Origin of the sequence: Nocardioides ungokensis, assembly GCF_013466985.1 — a bacterium.
Classification (GTDB): domain Bacteria; phylum Actinomycetota; class Actinomycetes; order Propionibacteriales; family Nocardioidaceae; genus Nocardioides; species Nocardioides ungokensis.
Window position 1 is genome coordinate 4,249,943 of sequence record NZ_CP059164.1, and the last position, 16,886, is coordinate 4,266,828.

At 72.0% G+C, this 16,886-nt stretch carries 19 protein-coding genes and 2 pseudogenes; 15 read left to right on the forward strand and 6 right to left on the reverse strand.

All coding sequences use genetic code 11. The features are described from left to right. Positions 1-29: 29 nt before the first annotated feature. On the reverse strand, positions 30-1,316 hold the full coding sequence (locus H0S67_RS21110) for an adenylosuccinate synthase (protein WP_180934650.1): 1,287 nt from the start codon (positions 1,314-1,316) through the stop codon (positions 30-32). A gap of 180 nt (positions 1,317-1,496) precedes the next feature. On the opposite strand from H0S67_RS21110, the gene H0S67_RS21115 reads away from it, so the two are divergent. Beyond that, the gene (locus tag H0S67_RS21115) at positions 1,497-2,420 is read left to right on the forward strand and encodes a diacylglycerol/lipid kinase family protein (RefSeq protein ID WP_180934651.1); all 924 of its coding nucleotides are present in this window, start codon (positions 1,497-1,499) and stop codon (positions 2,418-2,420) included. Positions 2,421-2,435: 15 nt separating this feature from the next. Here H0S67_RS21115 and H0S67_RS21120 read toward each other — a convergent pair whose 3' ends face one another. Then, positions 2,436-3,326, reverse strand: coding sequence for a helix-turn-helix domain-containing protein (locus H0S67_RS21120; protein ID WP_246354939.1), 891 nt, complete (start codon positions 3,324-3,326; stop codon positions 2,436-2,438). 389 nt (positions 3,327-3,715) lie between these two features. On the opposite strand from H0S67_RS21120, the pseudogene H0S67_RS27025 reads away from it, so the two are divergent. Continuing rightward, positions 3,716-3,934: pseudogene (locus tag H0S67_RS27025) on the forward strand (hypothetical protein); the annotation flags it as partial. 16 nt (positions 3,935-3,950) lie between these two features. Then, positions 3,951-5,405 (forward strand): lysine--tRNA ligase, encoded by a 1,455-nt coding sequence (gene lysS / locus H0S67_RS21125; protein ID WP_281368911.1) that lies wholly within the window; start codon positions 3,951-3,953, stop codon positions 5,403-5,405. Positions 5,406-5,498: 93 nt separating this feature from the next. Here the strand turns inward: lysS and H0S67_RS21130 are convergent, their stop codons facing one another. After that, positions 5,499-5,915, reverse strand: coding sequence for a DUF3151 domain-containing protein (locus H0S67_RS21130; protein WP_180934652.1), 417 nt, complete (start codon positions 5,913-5,915; stop codon positions 5,499-5,501). Between the two features lie 36 nt (positions 5,916-5,951). Here H0S67_RS21130 and H0S67_RS27030 point away from each other — a divergent pair, with 36 nt between their 5' ends. From H0S67_RS27030 to H0S67_RS26155, 3 genes are read left to right on the forward strand one after another with little or no spacing between them, the layout of a single operon-like run. After that, entirely contained in the window at positions 5,952-6,281 is a 330-nt protein-coding gene (locus tag H0S67_RS27030; RefSeq protein ID WP_281368912.1) for an MFS transporter, read from the forward strand. Further along, entirely contained in the window at positions 6,248-6,793 is a 546-nt protein-coding gene (locus H0S67_RS26150; RefSeq protein ID WP_281368913.1) for an MFS transporter, read from the forward strand. The genes H0S67_RS27030 and H0S67_RS26150 overlap by 34 nt, the downstream gene beginning before the upstream one ends. Further along, positions 6,703-7,491, forward strand: coding sequence for an MFS transporter (locus H0S67_RS26155; protein WP_246354940.1), 789 nt, complete (start codon positions 6,703-6,705; stop codon positions 7,489-7,491). The genes H0S67_RS26150 and H0S67_RS26155 overlap by 91 nt, the downstream gene beginning before the upstream one ends. Before the next feature lie 77 nt (positions 7,492-7,568). Here the strand turns inward: H0S67_RS26155 and fbaA are convergent, their stop codons facing one another. Then, on the reverse strand, positions 7,569-8,603 hold the full coding sequence (gene fbaA, locus H0S67_RS21140; RefSeq protein WP_180934653.1) for a class II fructose-bisphosphate aldolase: 1,035 nt from the start codon (positions 8,601-8,603) through the stop codon (positions 7,569-7,571). 97 nt (positions 8,604-8,700) lie between these two features. Between fbaA and H0S67_RS21145 the strand changes: the two genes are divergently transcribed. The 7 genes from H0S67_RS21145 (at position 8,701) to H0S67_RS21175 (ending at position 13,665) form a co-directional block, all read left to right on the forward strand. After that, on the forward strand, positions 8,701-9,189 hold the full coding sequence (locus H0S67_RS21145; RefSeq protein ID WP_180934654.1) for a DUF2867 domain-containing protein: 489 nt from the start codon (positions 8,701-8,703) through the stop codon (positions 9,187-9,189). Continuing rightward, positions 9,186-9,659 carry an LOG family protein gene (locus H0S67_RS21150; protein ID WP_180934655.1) on the forward strand — a complete coding sequence of 158 codons (474 nt, stop codon included), beginning with the start codon at positions 9,186-9,188 and terminating at the stop codon, positions 9,657-9,659. The genes H0S67_RS21145 and H0S67_RS21150 overlap by 4 nt, the downstream gene beginning before the upstream one ends. 73 nt (positions 9,660-9,732) lie before the next feature. Continuing rightward, on the forward strand, positions 9,733-10,509 hold the full coding sequence (locus H0S67_RS21155; protein WP_180934656.1) for a septum formation family protein: 777 nt from the start codon (positions 9,733-9,735) through the stop codon (positions 10,507-10,509). A gap of 123 nt (positions 10,510-10,632) precedes the next feature. After that, positions 10,633-11,496 carry a hypothetical protein gene (locus H0S67_RS21160; protein WP_180934657.1) on the forward strand — a complete coding sequence of 288 codons (864 nt, stop codon included), beginning with the start codon at positions 10,633-10,635 and terminating at the stop codon, positions 11,494-11,496. Positions 11,497-11,513: 17 nt separating this feature from the next. After that, positions 11,514-12,002, forward strand: coding sequence for a SigE family RNA polymerase sigma factor (locus tag H0S67_RS21165; protein ID WP_180934658.1), 489 nt, complete (start codon positions 11,514-11,516; stop codon positions 12,000-12,002). A 40-nt stretch (positions 12,003-12,042) separates the two neighbouring features. Next, positions 12,043-12,813 carry a septum formation family protein gene (locus H0S67_RS21170; protein WP_180934659.1) on the forward strand — a complete coding sequence of 257 codons (771 nt, stop codon included), beginning with the start codon at positions 12,043-12,045 and terminating at the stop codon, positions 12,811-12,813. A 96-nt stretch (positions 12,814-12,909) separates the two neighbouring features. Next, positions 12,910-13,665: a septum formation family protein gene (locus H0S67_RS21175; protein ID WP_180934660.1), complete on the forward strand. Its 756-nt coding sequence runs from the start codon at positions 12,910-12,912 to the stop codon at positions 13,663-13,665. A gap of 12 nt (positions 13,666-13,677) precedes the next feature. On the opposite strand, the gene H0S67_RS21180 is transcribed toward H0S67_RS21175, so the two are convergent. Then, complete coding sequence (locus H0S67_RS21180) at positions 13,678-14,325, reverse strand: TrmH family RNA methyltransferase (protein WP_180937036.1); 648 nt, start codon at positions 14,323-14,325, stop codon at positions 13,678-13,680. A gap of 176 nt (positions 14,326-14,501) precedes the next feature. Here H0S67_RS21180 and H0S67_RS21185 point away from each other — a divergent pair. Further along, positions 14,502-14,939 (forward strand): annotated as a pseudogene (locus H0S67_RS21185) (DedA family protein); the annotation flags it as partial. Between the two features lie 206 nt (positions 14,940-15,145). On the opposite strand, the gene pyrE reads toward H0S67_RS21185, so the two are convergent. After that, the gene (pyrE, locus tag H0S67_RS21190) at positions 15,146-15,685 is read right to left on the reverse strand and encodes an orotate phosphoribosyltransferase (RefSeq protein WP_219635372.1); all 540 of its coding nucleotides are present in this window, start codon (positions 15,683-15,685) and stop codon (positions 15,146-15,148) included. A 32-nt stretch (positions 15,686-15,717) separates the two neighbouring features. Here pyrE and H0S67_RS21195 point away from each other — a divergent pair, with 32 nt between their 5' ends. Beyond that, entirely contained in the window at positions 15,718-16,884 is a 1,167-nt protein-coding gene (locus H0S67_RS21195) for a pyridoxal phosphate-dependent aminotransferase (RefSeq protein WP_180934661.1), read from the forward strand. The last annotated feature ends 2 nt before the right edge of the window (positions 16,885-16,886 follow it).

Below are 16,886 nucleotides of genomic sequence, written 5' to 3' on the forward strand. Positions count from 1 at the left end.
GGCCGGCCCGGCTGCCACGCCGTGCCGGCTCAGGCGGGGTGGACCTCGATCGTCTGCTCGCGCCCCGGACCCACGCCCACGCCCCAGATGCGGGTGCCCGAGATCTCCTCGAGCGCCTGCACGTAGGCCTGCGCGTTCTTCGGCAGGTCCTCGAAGCTGCGGCAGCCGGAGATGTCGGTCTTCCAGCCGTCGAAGTACTCGTAGACCGGCTTCGCGTGGTGGAACTCGGTCTGGGTCATCGGCATCTCGTCGTGGCGGACCCCGTCGATCTCGTAGGCCACGCAGACCGGGATCCGCTCCCAGCTGTCGAGCACGTCGAGCTTGGTGAGGAAGTAGTCGGTGAGCCCGTTGACCCGGCTCGAGTAGCGCGCGACCACGGAGTCGTACCAGCCGCAGCGGCGGGTCCGGCCGGTGGAGACGCCGATCTCCCCGCCGATCCTCTGCAGGTTGGTGCCGTCCTCGTCGAAGAGCTCGGTCGGGAACGGACCGGACCCGACACGGGTCGTGTAGGCCTTGATCACGCCGATCACCCGGTCGATGCGGGTGGGTCCGACGCCGGCCCCCGTGCAGACGCCGCCGGCGACCGGGTTGCTGCTGGTCACGAACGGGTAGGTGCCGTGGTCGACGTCGAGCATCGTCGCCTGGGCGCCCTCGAAGAGCACCGTCTTCCCCTCGTCGAGGGCGGTGTTGAGCAGCAGCGAGGTGTCCCTGACCATCGGTCGCAGCCGGTCGACGTACGACAGCAGCTCCTCGACGACGGCGTCGACCTCGATCGCGCGGCGGTTGTAGACCTTCGCGAGCAGGTGGTTCTTGAGGTCGAGGGAGGCCTCGACCTTCTGCCGCAGGATGCCCTCGTCGAAGAGGTCGGCGATGCGGATCCCGACCCGGTTGATCTTGTCGGCGTACGCCGGGCCGATGCCGCGGCCGGTCGTGCCGAGCTTGCTGGCCCCGAGGAAGCGCTCGGCGACCTTGTCGATCGTGGAGTGGTACGACGCGATCACGTGCGCGTTGGCGCTGACCACCAGGTCGGCGACGTCGACCCCACGCTCGAGCAGTGCGTCGAGCTCCCGGAAGAGCGCATCCGGCGAGACCACGACCCCGTTGGCGATGACCGAGGTGGCGCCCGGCGTGAGGATGCCGCTGGGCAGCAGGTGGGTGGCGAACTTCTCGCCGTTGACCACGATGGTGTGGCCGGCGTTGTGACCGCCGCTGGTGCGCACGACGTAGTCGATGGTCTCGGTCGTGGCGAGCTGGTCGGTCGCCTTCCCCTTGCCCTCGTCGCCCCACTGGGCTCCGAGGATGACGATGGCGGGCATCACTGCCTCCTTCGGTGACCACGCCTCTCGACGGACCACACGGGTGCACGGAAATGCTTCAAGCCCCGGCAACAGCGCACCGGGGCTCTTGCGACCTCACGATACCGCAGCCCGGCCGCTGGTACGGACGGACCACAAGTCCCTGCTCGGCACGCACGGTCCTCGGATAGTGTCCGGCGAATGGACCCGCTTCTCGTCATTACCAACAGCGACGCCGGCACGGCCGACGAGGAGTCGCTGGCGCTCGCCCTGGCCGTGCTTCGCAAGCACGCCTCGGTCGAGGTGCAGGCAACCGGTGACCCGGGCGAGCTCGACGGCGTCCTGCACCGGGCCGGGTCCCGCCGGATCGTGGTCGCCGGTGGCGACGGCAGCCTCCACGCCGTCATCTCCGCCCTGCACCGGCGCAACGACCTGAAGAACTCCGTCATCGGCCTACTCCCCCTGGGCACCGGCAACGACTTCGCCCGGGGCACCGACATCCCGCTCGACATCGAGGAGGCGGCCCGGGTGCTGCTCTCCGGAGAGGTCCGCCCGATGGACCTCGTGGTCGACGAGGTGGGTGAGGTGGTCGTCAACAGCGTGCACGTCGGTGCCGGCGCCAACGCCAGCCGACGCGGCGCCCGCTGGAAGGATCGCCTGGGGTCGATCGGGGTCGGCAAGGCCAACCTCGGCAAGCTGGGCTACCCGATCGGTGCGGCCCTGACCGCCTGGAACCCGCCCATCCTCCGGCTCCGCGTCGAGGTCGACGGACAGGTCGTCAACGACTTCGACCAGCCCGCGCTGATGGTCGCAGTCGGCAACGGCTCCTCGGTGGGGGGTGGCGCCGAGCTGACCCCGGACGCGAACCCCGAGGACGGCCGCGTCGACGTGATGATCTCCCGCGCCGTCGGCCCGCTCGAGCGGGTGCGGTACGCCGTGCACCTCGGCCTGGCGCGCCACCCCGAGCGGGAGGACGTCACCTACCTGCGCGGCTCGACGGTGTCGGTCGCGGGCGAGCCCTTCTGGTGCAGCGCCGACGGCGAGATCTACGGCCCGGAGCGGCAGCGCACCTGGCACGTGGAGCCCGAGGCCTACTCGATGGTGCTCCCCTCCCCCGCTGGTTGACGCGAGGGCGCCGGTTCACAACCAGCCCCGGCGCGCCGCCTCCACACCGGCCTGGAACCGGGTGTCGGCCCCGAGCTCGGTCAGCACGTCGGCGACCCGGCGGCGTACCGTCCGCAGGCTGATGCCGAGGGTGCGCGCGACCTGCTCGTCCTGGGCGCCCGAGGCCAGTTGCTGCAGCAGGAAGCGGCGCAGGTCGGGCCGGGCCTCGCCCCGGTCCAGCTCCGGCACCGGCGCGGCCCGGTCCCACATCAGCTCGAAGAGCAGGGTCAGCGCCTCCACCAGCCCCTGCTGCCGCACCAGCGAGCGCGGCTCGTCGGTGAAGCCGAGCGGCTCGGGGAGCACCGCGTGGGTGGTCCCGATGATGAACATGCGCGTCGGCAGGTCGGGCAGGACCCGGATCTGCTCGCCCACCTCGGCCCTGGCCCGCAGCGTGTCCGGCGCCTCGTGGAGGGCCCGCACCGGGTAGATCGCCCGGGACCTTCGCCCCGACGCGATCACGTCGCGGACCACCTTGAGCATCGCGTCCTCGCGGGGGATGCGCCACTGGTCGGGGCGCAGCCAGAGGATGTCTCCCTTGCTCTGGGCCATCAGGGCGGCGATCAGGGCCACCGGCTGGCCGCCGGAGCTGATCTCGCCGTCGATCGGCTCTACGTCGTGCACCTCCCCGGGAGCCGGCCGCGCGGCCCCGGCGGTGAGGAACGGGATCGCCGCCGACAGCGCGTCGAGGCGCCGGCGGGCCCGGGCGGCATCGCTCGCCTGCTCGGAGACGAGGCGGGCGATCGCCTCGGCCGGGCTCTCGACGTACAGCCGGGAGTCCTCGACCCGGACCACGTCGTGCTCCAGCAGCGGCGCGAGGTCGGCCATCATCTCCTCGGGCGTGCGGAGCAGCGCCTGCGCGACGGACACCAGCTCGCGCCCCGACTGGGAGAGGACGCGCTCGTAGAGGCGGGTCGACCCCGGGAGGGAATCCCAGGGCCGTCATGACGCTGACTGGCACGCGGCGCGGCGGCATACTGGCAGGTTAATGCCACAGACCACTCTTAGCCAGCTGGCAGGGACCTGTCAGTGCGAGGATTCCAGTGCGCGTCGGGTGGCCGCACCTCCTCTCGGGGAGATCGCGACCGCCGAGCACGACCCACATCGGGGGATGCGGTCGAGCAGATGACGCTGGGACAGGGCGCCGGAATCGCCACAGGGGACGATTCCGGTGCCCTTCCTGTCTCCCGCGCTCCTCCCGGTAGCGTTGCCGCTCGGCACCCCACCACGACGTCGAGCAACCAGGAGCCACGAGCAGCATGGGACGAGGCGAGTCCTCCGCGAGGCAGACGCCCACCGACTGGGTCACCCGGGCGGCGGACGACGCGATCCGGCACGCGCGGCAGGCCGACGAGAAGGCCGGCACCGAGGGTGGCCGGATCATCACCTGCGCCTCCGGTGCGAGCCCGTCCGGCCCGATCCACCTGGGCAACCTGCGCGAGTTCATCACCCCGCACTTCGTGGCCGAGGAGATCCGCCGCCGCGCGCGTCGCGGTGCGCCACCTGCACAGCTGGGACGACTTCGACCGCTTCCGCAAGGTCCCCGCCGGGGTCGACCCGGCCTGGGCCGAGCACATCGGCCGCCCGCTCTCGGCGGTCCCCGACCCGTGGGAGTGCCACGACTCCTGGGCCGAGCACTTCAAGGCCCCGCTGCGTGCGGCGCTCGCCGAGATGGGCATCGAGATGGAGGAGGTGTCGCAGACCGAGCAGTACCGGGCCGGCGCCTACACCGAGCAGGTCCTCCACGCGATCCGTCACCGCGACGTGATCGAGGAGGTCCTCGCCAAGCACCGCACCAAGAAGGCCGACACCGTCGTCGAGAACGAGCAGGAGGCGGCCGCGCTGGCCGACTCCGTCGCCGACGAGGACGAGGAGGCGCAGACCGGGACCGGCAGCCTCGCGCGCTTCCCCTACAAGCCCTACTGCCGCCAGTGCGGCCGCGACACGGTCGAGGTCACGGCGTACGACGACGACTCGACCGACCTGTCCTACACCTGCGCCTCGTGCGACTTCACCGGCGTCACGAACGTGGCCACCCAGCACGAGGGCAAGCTGGTGTGGAAGGTCGACTGGCCGATGCGCTGGTCCTTCGAGGGCGTCGACTTCGAGCCCGGTGGCCTCGACCACTCGACCCCGGGCTCGTCGTACACGGTCGGCAAGGAGCTGGTGAAGCGGGTCTTCGACTTCCGCGCTCCGTCGTACGTCGCCTACGCGTTCGTGGGCTTCGCCGGGGTGCAGAAGATGTCGTCGTCCGCCGGTGGGGTGCCCACCGCGGCCGATGCGCTGAAGATCCTCGAGGCGCCGATCCTGCGCTGGCTCTACGCCCGCCGGCAGCCCAAGCAGGCGTTCAACATCGACTTCGGTGTCGAGGTCGTCCGGCTCTACGACGAGTGGGACGCGCTGGGTCGCAAGGCGGCCGACCCCGACCGGCACGACGCCCAGACCCTCGCCTTCGAGCGGGCCTCCGCGACCGCCACGGCCGGCACCCTGCCGACCCCGGCGGTGGTCGTGCCGTTCCGCGTGCTCTCCTCGGTGGCCGACGTCACCGCCGGCAGCGCCGAGCTGATCAGCCGCACCGTCGGGCACGTCGGCTACGAGCACGCCAGCGTCGACGACCTCGAGCCGCGGCTGACCAGGGCGATGTCGTGGATGGCCGACTTCGTGCCGGCCGAGGACCGCACGACCGTGCGCACGGCCCCGACGCCGAGCGGCTCGCGGCGCTCTCGGAACGGGAGCGGCAGTGGCTCAGCCTGCTGCTGGACGGCCTGCCCGCCGAGCTCGACATCGAGCCGGTCACGACCCTCGTCTACGGCGTCCCGAAGCTCGCCCACGGCCTGCCTCTGGACGCAGACCCCACCGACGAGGTCAAGGCCGACCAGAAGGCCTTCTTCACGCTGCTCTACAACCTGCTGGTCGACGCCGACCGCGGTCCCCGGCTGCCCACGCTGATCGTGGCGCTGGGCGCCGACAAGGTCCGCTCGCTGCTGACCGCCTGACACATGTAACGCTCGGCGGTTTCAGCCGAGCGTTACAAGGGACGCGTCAGCCGAGCAGGGCGTCGTACGCCGCGGGGCTGGAGTCGCGCAGGAACTCCGAGCAGCGCTCCCACTCCGGGGTCTCGCCGATGGCACGGGCGGCCACCGCGAGCACCGCCAGGCAGCGCAGGAAGCCCCGGTTCGGCTCGTGCTCCCACGGCACCGGGCCGTGGCCCTTCCAGCCGTTGCGGCGGAGCATGTCCAGGCTGCGGTGGTAGCCCACCCGGGCGTAGGCGTAGACGGTCACGTCGTCAGCGCCGCCGTCACGGGCCTGCTCGGCCAGCGCGGCCCAGGCGAACGGCGAGGCGGGGCGGCGGCGTACGACGTCGACCGGGGCCGCGCCGGCGGACAGCTCCGCCTCGGCCGGGTCCTCCGGCAGGTGGGTGGGCGGGGGGCCGGCCATCAGGTCACCGAAGGAACTCATGGAAGCATTGTCCATGGCCGGGTGTTGACTACTTCCATGACCCAGGCAACTCCTTCCCCGACACCGGCACTCGACGAGAAGGAGGCGTGGCCGGCCCTCATCGCGCTCTGCATCGGCTTCTTCATGATCCTGGTCGACACGACCATCGTGTCGGTGGCGACCCCGGCGATCATCGAGGACCTGCACGCCGGCGTGAACGACGTCGTCTGGGTGACCAGCGCCTACCTCCTTGCCTACGCCGTTCCCGTGCTGATCACCGGCCGGCTCGGGGACCGGTTCGGCCCCAAGCGGCTCTACCTCACCGGGCTCACGGTCTTCACGCTCGCGTCGCTGTGGTGCGGCCTGACCGCACCATCTCCGCGCTGATCATCGCCCGCGTCGTGCAAGGACTCGGCGCCTCGATGATCACGCCGCAGACCATGGCGATCATCACCCGGATCTTCCCGGCCGCGCGGCGCGGGGCTGCCATGGCGCTGTGGGGCGCGACCGCCGGCATCGCCACGCTGGTGGGCCCGATCCTCGGCGGCGTGCTGGTCGACGCGCTCGGCTGGGAGTGGATCTTCTTCATCAACGTCCCGGTCGGCCTGATCGGCTTCGCGCTGGCCTGGCGGCTGGTGCCGACCCTCCCGACGCACACGCACAGCTTCGACTGGCTGGGCGTCGGGCTCAGCGGCCTGGGGATGTTCCTGCTGGTCTTCGGGATCCAGGAGGGCCACCAGTACAGCTGGAGCGGCGCCATCTGGGGGATGATCGCGGCCGGTCTCGTGGTGCTCGCGGCCTTCGTGTGGTGGCCCGCAGGCCCGCAGGAGGGCCGCTGGTCCCGCTGGGCCTCTTCCGCGACCGCAACTTCTCGCTGGCGAACGTCGCGATCTCGGTGATGGGCTTCTCGATCACCGCGTCGTTGATCCCGATCATGATCTGGGCCCAGGTGGTCCGTGGCCTGAGCCCGACCCGGGCGGCGCTGCTCCTCGTGCCGATGGCCCTCATGACGCTCCTGCTGGCCCGGCTGGTCGGCCGGCTCACCGACCGCGTCCACCCGCGGATCATCACGGCGTTCGGGTTCGTGTGCCTCTTCGTCGGCCTGCTGTGGCTGACGTCCGTGATGACGCCGGACACCTCGATCTGGTGGACGGTGCCGCCGATGGTCGTCTTCGGCGTCGGCAACGCCTTCGTCTGGGCGCCGAACAGCGCGACCGCGACCCGCAACCTGCCGGTCCAGCAGGCCGGTGCCGGATCGGGCGTGTACAACGCGACCCGCCAGGTCGGCGCGGTGCTGGGCTCCGCGGCGATCGCGGTGGTGATCGACTCCCGACTGGCCGCCGAGGGGTTGCCGTCGTTCAGCGGCCAAGCGGGGGGCCAGGGGGGCGGCAGCCTCCCGCCGCAGGTCGCGCAGGCGTTCAGCGACGCGATGGCGACCTCGATCCTGCTGCCCACCGCCGCGTTCATCCTCGGTTTCGTCGCGGTGCTCTTCTTCCAGAAGCCGCGTCACCAGGGCTGGGGCACGGCGCCCGCCGCTGCGGCCACGGAGACCCCGAAGACCGCGGAGGCCGCACCCGCGGCCGAGCAGACCCGCTGACCCGACGGGTGGACGTCATACGGCCCGGTCGCCGAGGCGACCGGGCCGTATGACGCTGCAGGGTGGAGCGGGGTGGGTCAGGCGGAGACGGACTTGCCCGCCGAGCGGAGGTTCTCGCAGGCCTCGACCACGCGGGCGGCCATCCCGGCCTCGCCGGCCTTGCCCCACGCACGCGGGTCGTAGGCCTTCTTGCTGCCGACCTCGCCGTCGACCTTGAGGACGCCGTCGTAGTGGGTGAACATGTGCCCGGCGACCGGGCGGGTGAAGGCGTACTGGGTGTCGGTGTCGACGTTCATCTTCACGACGCCGAAGTCCACCGCCGCCCCGATCTCCTCGGCCGTCGAGCCCGAGCCTCCGTGGAAGACGAGGTCGAACGGGCGCGAGCCGGCCTCGAGGCCGAGCTCGGCGACGACGGCCTCCTGGGCGTGCTTGAGGATCTCCGGGCGCAGCTTGACGTTGCCCGGCTTGTAGACGCCGTGCACGTTGCCGAAGGTCAGCGCCGTCAGGTAGCGGCCGTCCTCACCAGTGCCGAGCGCCTTGACGGTCGCGATCGCGTCGGCCGGCGTGGAGTAGAGCTTCTCGTCGATGGCGCCGACGACGCCGTCCTCCTCGCCGCCCACGACGCCGACCTCGATCTCGAGGATGATCCGCGCCTTGGCGCACTTCTCCAGCAGCTCACGGGCGATGGTGAGGTTCTCGTCCAGCGGCACGGCCGAGCCGTCCCACATGTGCGACTGGAACAGCGGGGCCTCGCCGCGCGCCACCCGCTCCGCCGAGATCTCGATCAGCGGCCGGACGAAGCCGTCGAGCTTGCCCTGGGGGCAGTGGTCGGTGTGCAGCGCGACGTTCACCGGGTAGCTCTTGGCGACCTCGGCAGCGAACGCGGCGAACGCGACCGAGCCGGTGACCATGTTCTTGACCGACGGGCCGGAGAAGTACTCCGCACCACCGGTGGACACCTGGATGATCCCGTCCGAGCCGGCGTCGGCGAAGCCCTTGAGGGCCGCGTTGAGGGTCTGGGACGACGAGACGTTGATGGCCGGGAACGCGAAACCGTTCTTCTTGGCCTCATCAAGCATCTGGGCGTACTTCTCAGGGGTGGCGATGGGCATTGGGACTCCTCGGCCGGCGTTCTGGGCGCGTCCCACCCTAGTGGCTCGGCGGGCCACGACCGAGGGGCGTTCGTCCCCGAGCCGCTACCGTCGAACCGTGAGGCACCTGGCGCTGCGCACGAGCCGTCGTACGACCGAGGTGGACCTGCCCGCCGAGCAGGCCTGGGCGGTCGTCGCCTCCGGTTGGCGCGGCCCGCAGTGGTACGTCGACGCTGCGCCGTTCGTCCTCCGCGGAGGCCTGGACCGGCTGCTGGGCGGGCACGGCCGGGCGTGGGAGCCCCCGGGCACCCGGCTGCTCGCGGTCGGTGACACGGCCGGGTTCTGGCGGGTCCGCGAGGCCGGCCGCCGCGGCCTGCGCTACCGGCTGCTGCTGGACGCCGAGGTCCGCGCACCGGGGCGGGTCCTGCTCCGCACCGAGGTCGAACCGGTGACCGGGACACGGGCGCGGCTGCACCAGGTGGTGGCCTTCGACCCCGACGGGGTGCTGGGGCTGGCCTACCAGCTCGCCGACCTGCCGGCACGGGAGGCGGTGATCGGGCTCACGCACCGCCGGCTGCTGGCCGACCTGGCCCGGAACGAGCCGTGAGCACGCCGCTCCTCGGCCGCTACGTCGCCGTCGTCGGCCCGGCCGACACTGCCCGGCCGTCCGATCTCACCCACGCGACCGAGGCCGGTCGGCTCCTCGCCGGGACCGGGGCCGTGGTCCTGACCGGCGGCCACCACGGGGTGATGCGGGCCGCGGCTGCGGGGGTCGAGTCCGCCGGCGGGGTCTCCATCGGGCTGCTGCCCGGCCTCGACCGGGACGAGGGAGCGCCGGAGCACACCTACCTGCTCCCCACCGGGCTCGGGGAGCTGCGCAACGGGCTGCTGGTCCGGGCCGCCGACGCGGTCCTGGCCGTGGGCTGCAGCTGGGGCACGCTCAGCGAGATCGCCCTGGCCCGGCGGACCGGCGTGCCCCTGGTGCTCATCGACCCGTGGGACCTGCCCGACGACGTGGGCGTCGTCGTCGCCTCGGCGGAGGCCGCGGTGGAGGCACTCGCGGGCCTGCTGGGCTGAGCCGTGGCGAGTCGGCGCTCGTGTCGGTGACACGGGTTAGCCTTCCGGCCGACCGACCTCGGAAAGGAATCCCGTGCTCCCTCGCCACTCACTGCATCCGTCGCTCGGCCGCCGCGCCGCGCGCGCCCTCATCACCGTCACCCTGACGACTGCCCTCGCCGCCGCCGGTGCCGGCGCCGCCACCGCGACCCCCCGCGGCCCCGACTACGAGGCGCCCCAGGTCGGTGACTGCCACCAGATCACCCTCGCCCAGGGCGGTCAGGCATCCGAGACCAGCGCCCCGACCGACTGTGCGACCAGCCACACCGTGCGCGTCATCGCGGTCGGCCACCTCCCCGACGGCGTGCAGTGGTCGCAGTCGGCGGCGGTCGCCCGGGCCGCGACCCGCGCCTGCACCCCCGCCCTGGACGCGGCCCTCGGCCGCCCGGCGAAGGTGCGGGACAGCTCGGCCTACACCTCCCTGTGGTTCATCCCCACCAAGGACCAGCGCTCCCACGGCGCCCGCTGGATCCGCTGCGACATCGCCCTCTACGGCGGCTCGAAGCTCGTGGCGCTGCCCACCGACACCACGCCCGCTCTCGACGCCCCGCCGCTGCCTGACAAGGTCGCCCGCTGCCTGACCGGCAAGGCGCTCACCACGACGTGCGCCCGTACGCACGCCTGGCGGGCCACCGGCACCTTCACCGTCGCCTCCAAGAAGTTCCCGGGCACCAAGCGCCTCAACCGGATCGCCACCGACAGGTGCGTCTCGCGCATCAGCGGCAACACCTACCGCTGGAGCTATAAGTCCCCCCTGGTCTGGAAGCTCGGCGACCACGTGGTCGTCTGCTACTCCAAGACGAGCAGCTGACCTCGTGCGCGCCCGGCGGGTGGCACCCGCCGGGCGCGCCCGGCAGTCCCGTCCCGCCGACGTGACAACCCCGGTGCCCTCGTTGCCGTATTCCTCGTGAGAACCGGACACGAGGAGGACTCGATGGACATCGGCACCGAGATCGACCGATCCTTCGGCGACGGCCCTGCCCCGGGCCCCGTCGACGACCTGCTCGCTGCGGGGTCGGCGGTCCCTGCGACGCCGTCGGCTCGCCACCGGGACCGCGGCACTGGCCGTGGTCGTCATCGTCGGAGGCGGAGCCTGGTCGAGCACCGGGTCCGGCCCGTCCGGCACGGACTCCTCACCGGCCGTGGCCACCGACCCGACGCCCACCCCGAGCGCCAGTGCCAGTGCCAGTGCCACGCCGACCCCCGACCCACTCGCCAGGCGCTGCGCGGCGGCGAGCTGGTCGCGCTCACCCTGGACGGCCGGCTCGCGGTCCGCGACGGCGTCGACATCCTCAAGCGGGTCCCGAACCCGATGGGCTCCACGGAGCCGGCGACCTCGCTCGGCCTCGAGATCAGCTACCGGGGCAAGACGTACTGGTACCTCCTCGACAGCGACGGCACCCAGAGCACCGGATCCAGCCACGACGAGGCTCGCGTCTCCTTCCCGACGCTGAAGTCCTGGCTCGACGACCAGGTGGCCCTCCAGAGCGGAGGCGACACGCTGGCGCTGGTGCACTTCGCCGGCCCCGGGACCGCCACGCTGCAACCACTCGACGGGGTCACGGTCGTCCAGCAGCGCGCGGGCGTCGACCTGGGCCCCGACTTCGCCGGGCCCGACGCCACCACCGCCGTGGCCGAGGTCCGCTGGCAGGGAGAGACGTGGTTCGTGCTCGCGCGCCGGCTGCCCGGCTCGCCGCCCGAGTACTTCCCGACCGCGGCCTCCGTCTCCGCACCCACGCTGGCGGGCTTCCTCGACTACGCACGCGGGCGGTACGCCGGCGGCGCGGGTCTGCGCTAGGTCCGGGGGGAGAGAACATGCGAGGAACCGACCGCGACGCGGCGTACTCCGAGTTCGTCCGGGCCCGCCGCGGCCACCTGCGCCGGATCGCCTACGCGATCTGCGGCGACTGGCACCGCGCCGACGACCTGGTGCAGACCGCCCTGGTGAAGCTGTACGTCGCGTGGCCGCGCGTGCAGCGCGACGGCCGCGAGGAGGCCTACGTGCGCACCATCCTGGTGCGCGCCAACATCGACGAGTCCCGCCGCCCGTGGCGACGAGAGACCTCGGGCCTCACCGGGCCCGAGCGCAGCGCGCCGGAGCCCCTCCCGGTGGAGGAGCGCTCGGCACTCTTCGACGCCCTGCAGGAGCTGCCGCCGATGCAGCGCAAGACGGTGCTGCTGCGGCACTGGCTCGGGCTGTCGGTCGCCGAGACCGCCCGCGAGCTCGGCATCTCGGAGGGGACGGTGAAGAGCCACACGTCGCGCGGCGTGGAAAAGCTGCAAGTCGCCCTCACCGCCTCGTGAAGCCCGATAGGTTCTCGCCCGATCTCAACAGGGGGAACCGATGAACTCGACCACGGGCGTCCGACACGCTCTCGCCACCGTCCTGACCGCACTGGCCACGGCCTCCGTCGCGCTCGTCGCCGCGCCCGCGATGGCGGGCACCACGACGCCCGACGGACCGGACTACCAGGCGCCGACGGTCGGCGAGTGCCGCACCACCGACCTTGCCGGCGCCTACAAGCCGTCCGACACCTCCGCACCCACTGACTGCGCGGCCCCCCACACCCTGCGCGTCATTGCGGTCGGACACCTGCCCGACGGCGTCGCCTGGTCGAAGGAGGCAGCGGTCGAGAAGGCAGCGGCCAAGATCTGCCAGCCTGCCGAGAACGAGGCGCTGGGCAGGAGCTACCCCGTCCGGGACATGTCGGCGTACGCCTACTTCTGGTTCCAGCCCACCAAGGACCAGCGTTCACACGGCGCCCGCTGGATCCGCTGCGACCTCGGACTGTGGGGCGGCGCAAAGATCCTCCCACTGCCCACGGACGAGACGCCCGCGCTCCAGCAACCGCCGCTGCCCGACAAGGTCGCCCGTTGCCTGACCCCGCGGACCCTCTCTCCCACGACCTGCGCCCGCAAGCACGCCTTCCGGGCCACCGGGACGTTCACCGTGAAGAGCAGCACCTTCCCGGGGAGCAACAAGCTCAACACCGCGGCCGCGCGCAAGTGCGCCGCACGGGTGAGCAGCGATCGCTACCACTGGACCTACAGGCTCCAGCCCGGGTGGAACGCTGGCGATCACGTCGTCGTCTGCTACAGCAAGACGAAGAGCTGACCGCGGGCCGGTCCGGCAGTGGAAAGGTGCAAGTCGCCCTCACCGCCTCGTGATTCCCGATAGGTTCTCGCCCGATCTCAGCACCAGGGGGAACCCATGCACTCGACCACGGGCGTCCGACGCGCTCTCGCCACCGTCCTGACCGCACTGGCCACGGCCTCCGTCGCGCTCGTCGCCGCGCCCGCGCTGGCGGGCACCACGACGACGGACCCGACGGTCGGTGAGTGCCACGACCTGACCATCTACCAGGCCTACGCCAACGCCGACACGCAGCCTGCGGTCGACTGCGCGCAGCCGCACACGGTCCGCACCATCGCGGTCGGCACGCTGCCGGACAACCTCGACTGGGACTCATCGGACGCGGCGATCAGCAAGGCCGTCGACGCGGTGTGCCGACCGGCGTTCGCGCAGGCCCTCGGCCGCAACGAGTCGACCCGGCTGATGGCGGCCTACGGACTGTTCTGGTTCGAGCCCACCAAGGGCCAGCGGGCCGACGGGGCGCGCTGGTTCACCTGCGAGCTCGGCCTCTACGGCGGCGGGCGGCTGCTGGACCTGCCGACCGACGCGACCCCCGCCCTGCCGAAGGCTCCCCTGCCCGACTCCGTCGCGCTCTGCCGCCAGGGCAGGACGTACGCAAACACCATCTGCGCGCGCAAGCACGCCTACCGGGCCGCCGGCACGTTCGTGATGCGCCACGACGGCTACCCGGGCAAGAAGGCCCAGGACCGGATCCTCCACAAGCACTGCCCGGCGATGACCGCACCCGACCCGTACGTCGCGTGGTACCTCACCAGGCCGAGCTGGAAGGCGGGCTTCCGCACGGTGACCTGCTTCGCCGTCACCCGGAGCTGAGCCGGGTCCGCGCTACCCCCGCCAGGCGTCCTCGCCGGACAGGTCGGCGTACTCACGCACCCAGGAGTGCATGGCGATCGCGGCCGCGGCCGAGGCGTTGATCGAGCGGGTGGAGCCGAACTGCGCGATCGAGAAGGTCCCGTCCACGACCTCCCGCGCGCCCTCGGACAGGCCGGGTCCCTCCTGGCCGAAGAGGAAGCACACCCGGCGCGGCACCGTCATCGTCTCCAGGTGCTGCGACCCCGGCAGGTTGTCGATGCCGAGCAGGCTCACCGGGCCGCCGGGGTGCTCGTGGAGGTACGCCGCGAGGTCGGCCGCGGTGGCGTGGTGCCGCACGTGCTGGTAGCGGTCGGTGACCATGGCGCCGCGCCGGTTCCAGCGCCGGTTGCCCACGATGTGCACCTCGGCGGCGAGGAACGCGTTGGCCGAGCGCACGATCGTGCCGATGTTGAAGTCGTGCTGCCAGTTCTCGATGGCGACGTGGAAGTCGTGGCGGCGGGTGTCGAGGTCGGCGACGATCGCCGCCATCGACCAGTAGCGGTAGCGGTCCACCACGTTGCGGCGGTCGCCCTCGGCCAGCAGCTGCGCGTCGTACTGCTCGCCGGTCGGCCAGGGACCCTGCCATGGGCCGACCCCGACCTCGGCGGGACCGTGCGGCATCGGGTCGTACGGCGCGCGCGCCTCCTCCGTCAGCACCGCCTCCGTGTCGCGTTCGTCCACAGCCGGAACCGTACCCGCCGCGGCGGACGGGCGCGGGTGCGTCAGGAGGCTCCGGGTAACGTTGGTGCGTGACCCTGCTGCTCGAGCTCCACCCTTTCCTTCTCGGCATGAGCTGGATGGACCCCAACTGGCTGCTCGACCAGTTCGGCAACGCCCTGTTCTGGATCAGCCTCGGCATCGTCTTCGTCGAGTGCGGCCTGCTCTTCCCGTTCCTCCCCGGCGACACCCTGCTCTTCGGGCTGGGCCTCTTCATCGCCTCGGGACAGGTCGACCTGATCCCGGGCGCACCCTTCGTGGAGCTTCTCTTCGCGCTGGTCGCCCTGACCACCGCCGGCTTCCTGGGCAACGTGTCCGGCTACGAGATCGGCCGCAAGGTCGGTCCACCGCTCTACGAGCGCGACGGCAGGGTGCTGAAGAAGAAGCACTTCGACAAGACCTCGGACTTCTTCGAGCGCCACGGCAGCAAGGCGCTGGTGATCGGCCGGTTCGTGCCGTTCGTCCGGACCTTCATCACCGTGGTCGCCGGCGTCACCGAGATGCACCGTGGCAAGTTCTTCACCTGGAGCCTGGTGGGGTCGCTGCTCTGGGTGCTCAGCATCACCATGCTGGGCTACTTCCTCGGCTCGGCGTTCCCGGCGCTCGGTCAGAACCTCGACAAGGCGATCATCGCGATCCTCGCCTTCTCGCTGATCCGGTGGCCTACGAGTGGTGGAAGCACAGCCGCCACGAGGCCGCCAGCGAGAGCGACCAGGCCTGAGCGTCAGCCGCTCGCGCGGACGGCGTCGAGCTCGGCCTTGGTCAGGACGGGCCGCACCTCGAGGCCCACGTCCGCGAGCGGGTTCTGCCCCTCGGGGCTGCGGTCGATCGCGCACACCACGAGCTCCACGACCGCGCCGGCCTCGCGGAGCGCCCGGGTCGCGTCGCGTACGGCGCCGCCGGTGGTGATCACGTCCTCGATCAGGGTGACCCGCCGGCCGGCCACGTCGGGACCCTCGGCGAGCTTGCAGGTGCCGTACTCCTTGGCCTTCTTGCGCACGAAGAGCGCCGGCCGGCCGGTCAGGCTGCTCACCATCGTGGCGATGGGCACGCCGCCGAGCTCGAGGCCGCCGAGCAGCTCGGTCTCGTCCGGGACCAGGTCGACCATCTGCTGCGCCACCCGGACCAGCAGCCCGGGCTGGGCCTCGAAGAGGTACTTGTCGAAGTACTCCGGTGCCACCTGCCCGGACCGGAGAGTGAACTCGCCGGTCAGGCGGCAGCAGGCATCGATGTCTCGGGCCAGGTCGGGATCAGGTGAAGTCACGCCCGCAGGGTATCCGCGTTAGGTTCGGGGGCATGCTCGCCTCCCGCCTCCAGGGCATCCCGCCGACGATCTTCTCCGAGATGTCCGCGCTCGCGGCCCGGACGCAGTCGGTCAACCTCGGCCAGGGCTTCCCCGACGTCGACGGGCCCCCTGCGGTCATCGCCCGGGCCGTCGCCGCCCTCGAGGGCGGCGACAACCAGTACGCCCCCGGCCTCGGGATCCCCGCCCTGCGCCAGGCGGTCGCCCGGCACCAGCGGCGCCACTACGGCCTCGAGCTCGACCCCGACAGCCAGGTCGTGGTGACCACCGGCTGCACCGAGGGCATCGCCGCGGCCCTGCTCGGCCTGGTCGACCCGGGTGACGAGGTGGTGGTGCTCGAGCCCTACTACGACTCCTACGTGGCGATGATCCAGATGGCCGGCGGCGTACGCCGTCCCGTCACGCTGCGCGCGCCGGACTACCGGCTCGACTCCGGGGAGCTGCGCGCCGCCGTCACGCCGCGCACCCGGCTGATGCTCATCAACAGCCCGCACAACCCGACCGGCACGGTGCTGACCCCCGAGGAGCTCGCCGTGATCGCCGAGGTGGCGATCGAGCACGACCTGGTGGTGGTGACCGACGAGGTCTACGAGCACCTGACCTTCACCGGCCACCGGCACGTGCCGCTGGCGACGCTGCCCGGGATGTTCGAGCGCACGCTGACCCTCTCCAGCGCCGGCAAGTCCTGGTCGTTCACCGGCTGGAAGGTGGGCTGGGCGACCGGACCGGCCGAGCTGGTGGGCGCCGTGCTCGCCGCCAAGCAGTGGCTGACCTTCACCTCCGGCTCACCGCTCCAGCCCGCGGTCGCGCTCGCCCTCGACGAGGAGGGCGACTTCCCGACCCGGCTGGCCGGGCAGCTCGAGGAGCGGCGCGACCTGCTCTGCGCCGGGCTGACCCGGGTCGGGCTCGACGTCCGGGTCCCCGAGGGCACCTACTTCGCCACCGCCGACGTGTCGACGCTGGGCTGGAAGGACGGCCTGTCCTTCTGCCTCGCGCTGCCCGAGCGCGCCGGCGTCGTCGCCATCCCGAGCCAGGTGTTCTACGACGACCCGGACAGTCCCGGCGCCGGCCGGCACCTGGTCCGGTGGGCGTTCTGCAAGGAGCCCGACCTGATCGCGGAGGGGCTGCGCCGGCTCGAGTCCGCGGACCTCACGGCCTGACG

Coding starts and splice junctions, on each gene's coding strand:
- H0S67_RS21110 (WP_180934650.1), bottom strand. CDS start 1,316: ATGCCCGCCATCGTCATCCTCGGAGCCCAGTGGGGCGACGAGGGCAAG.
- H0S67_RS21115 (WP_180934651.1), top strand. CDS start 1,497: ATGGACCCGCTTCTCGTCATTACCAACAGCGACGCCGGCACGGCCGAC.
- H0S67_RS21130 (WP_180934652.1), bottom strand. CDS start 5,915: ATGAGTTCCTTCGGTGACCTGATGGCCGGCCCCCCGCCCACCCACCTG.
- H0S67_RS27030 (WP_281368912.1), top strand. CDS start 5,952: ATGACCCAGGCAACTCCTTCCCCGACACCGGCACTCGACGAGAAGGAG.
- fbaA (WP_180934653.1), bottom strand. CDS start 8,603: ATGCCCATCGCCACCCCTGAGAAGTACGCCCAGATGCTTGATGAGGCC.
- H0S67_RS21160 (WP_180934657.1), top strand. CDS start 10,633: ATGGACATCGGCACCGAGATCGACCGATCCTTCGGCGACGGCCCTGCC.
- H0S67_RS21165 (WP_180934658.1), top strand. CDS start 11,514: ATGCGAGGAACCGACCGCGACGCGGCGTACTCCGAGTTCGTCCGGGCC.
- H0S67_RS21170 (WP_180934659.1), top strand. CDS start 12,043: ATGAACTCGACCACGGGCGTCCGACACGCTCTCGCCACCGTCCTGACC.
- H0S67_RS21175 (WP_180934660.1), top strand. CDS start 12,910: ATGCACTCGACCACGGGCGTCCGACGCGCTCTCGCCACCGTCCTGACC.
- H0S67_RS21180 (WP_180937036.1), bottom strand. CDS start 14,325: ATGCCGCACGGTCCCGCCGAGGTCGGGGTCGGCCCATGGCAGGGTCCC.
- H0S67_RS21195 (WP_180934661.1), top strand. CDS start 15,718: ATGCTCGCCTCCCGCCTCCAGGGCATCCCGCCGACGATCTTCTCCGAG.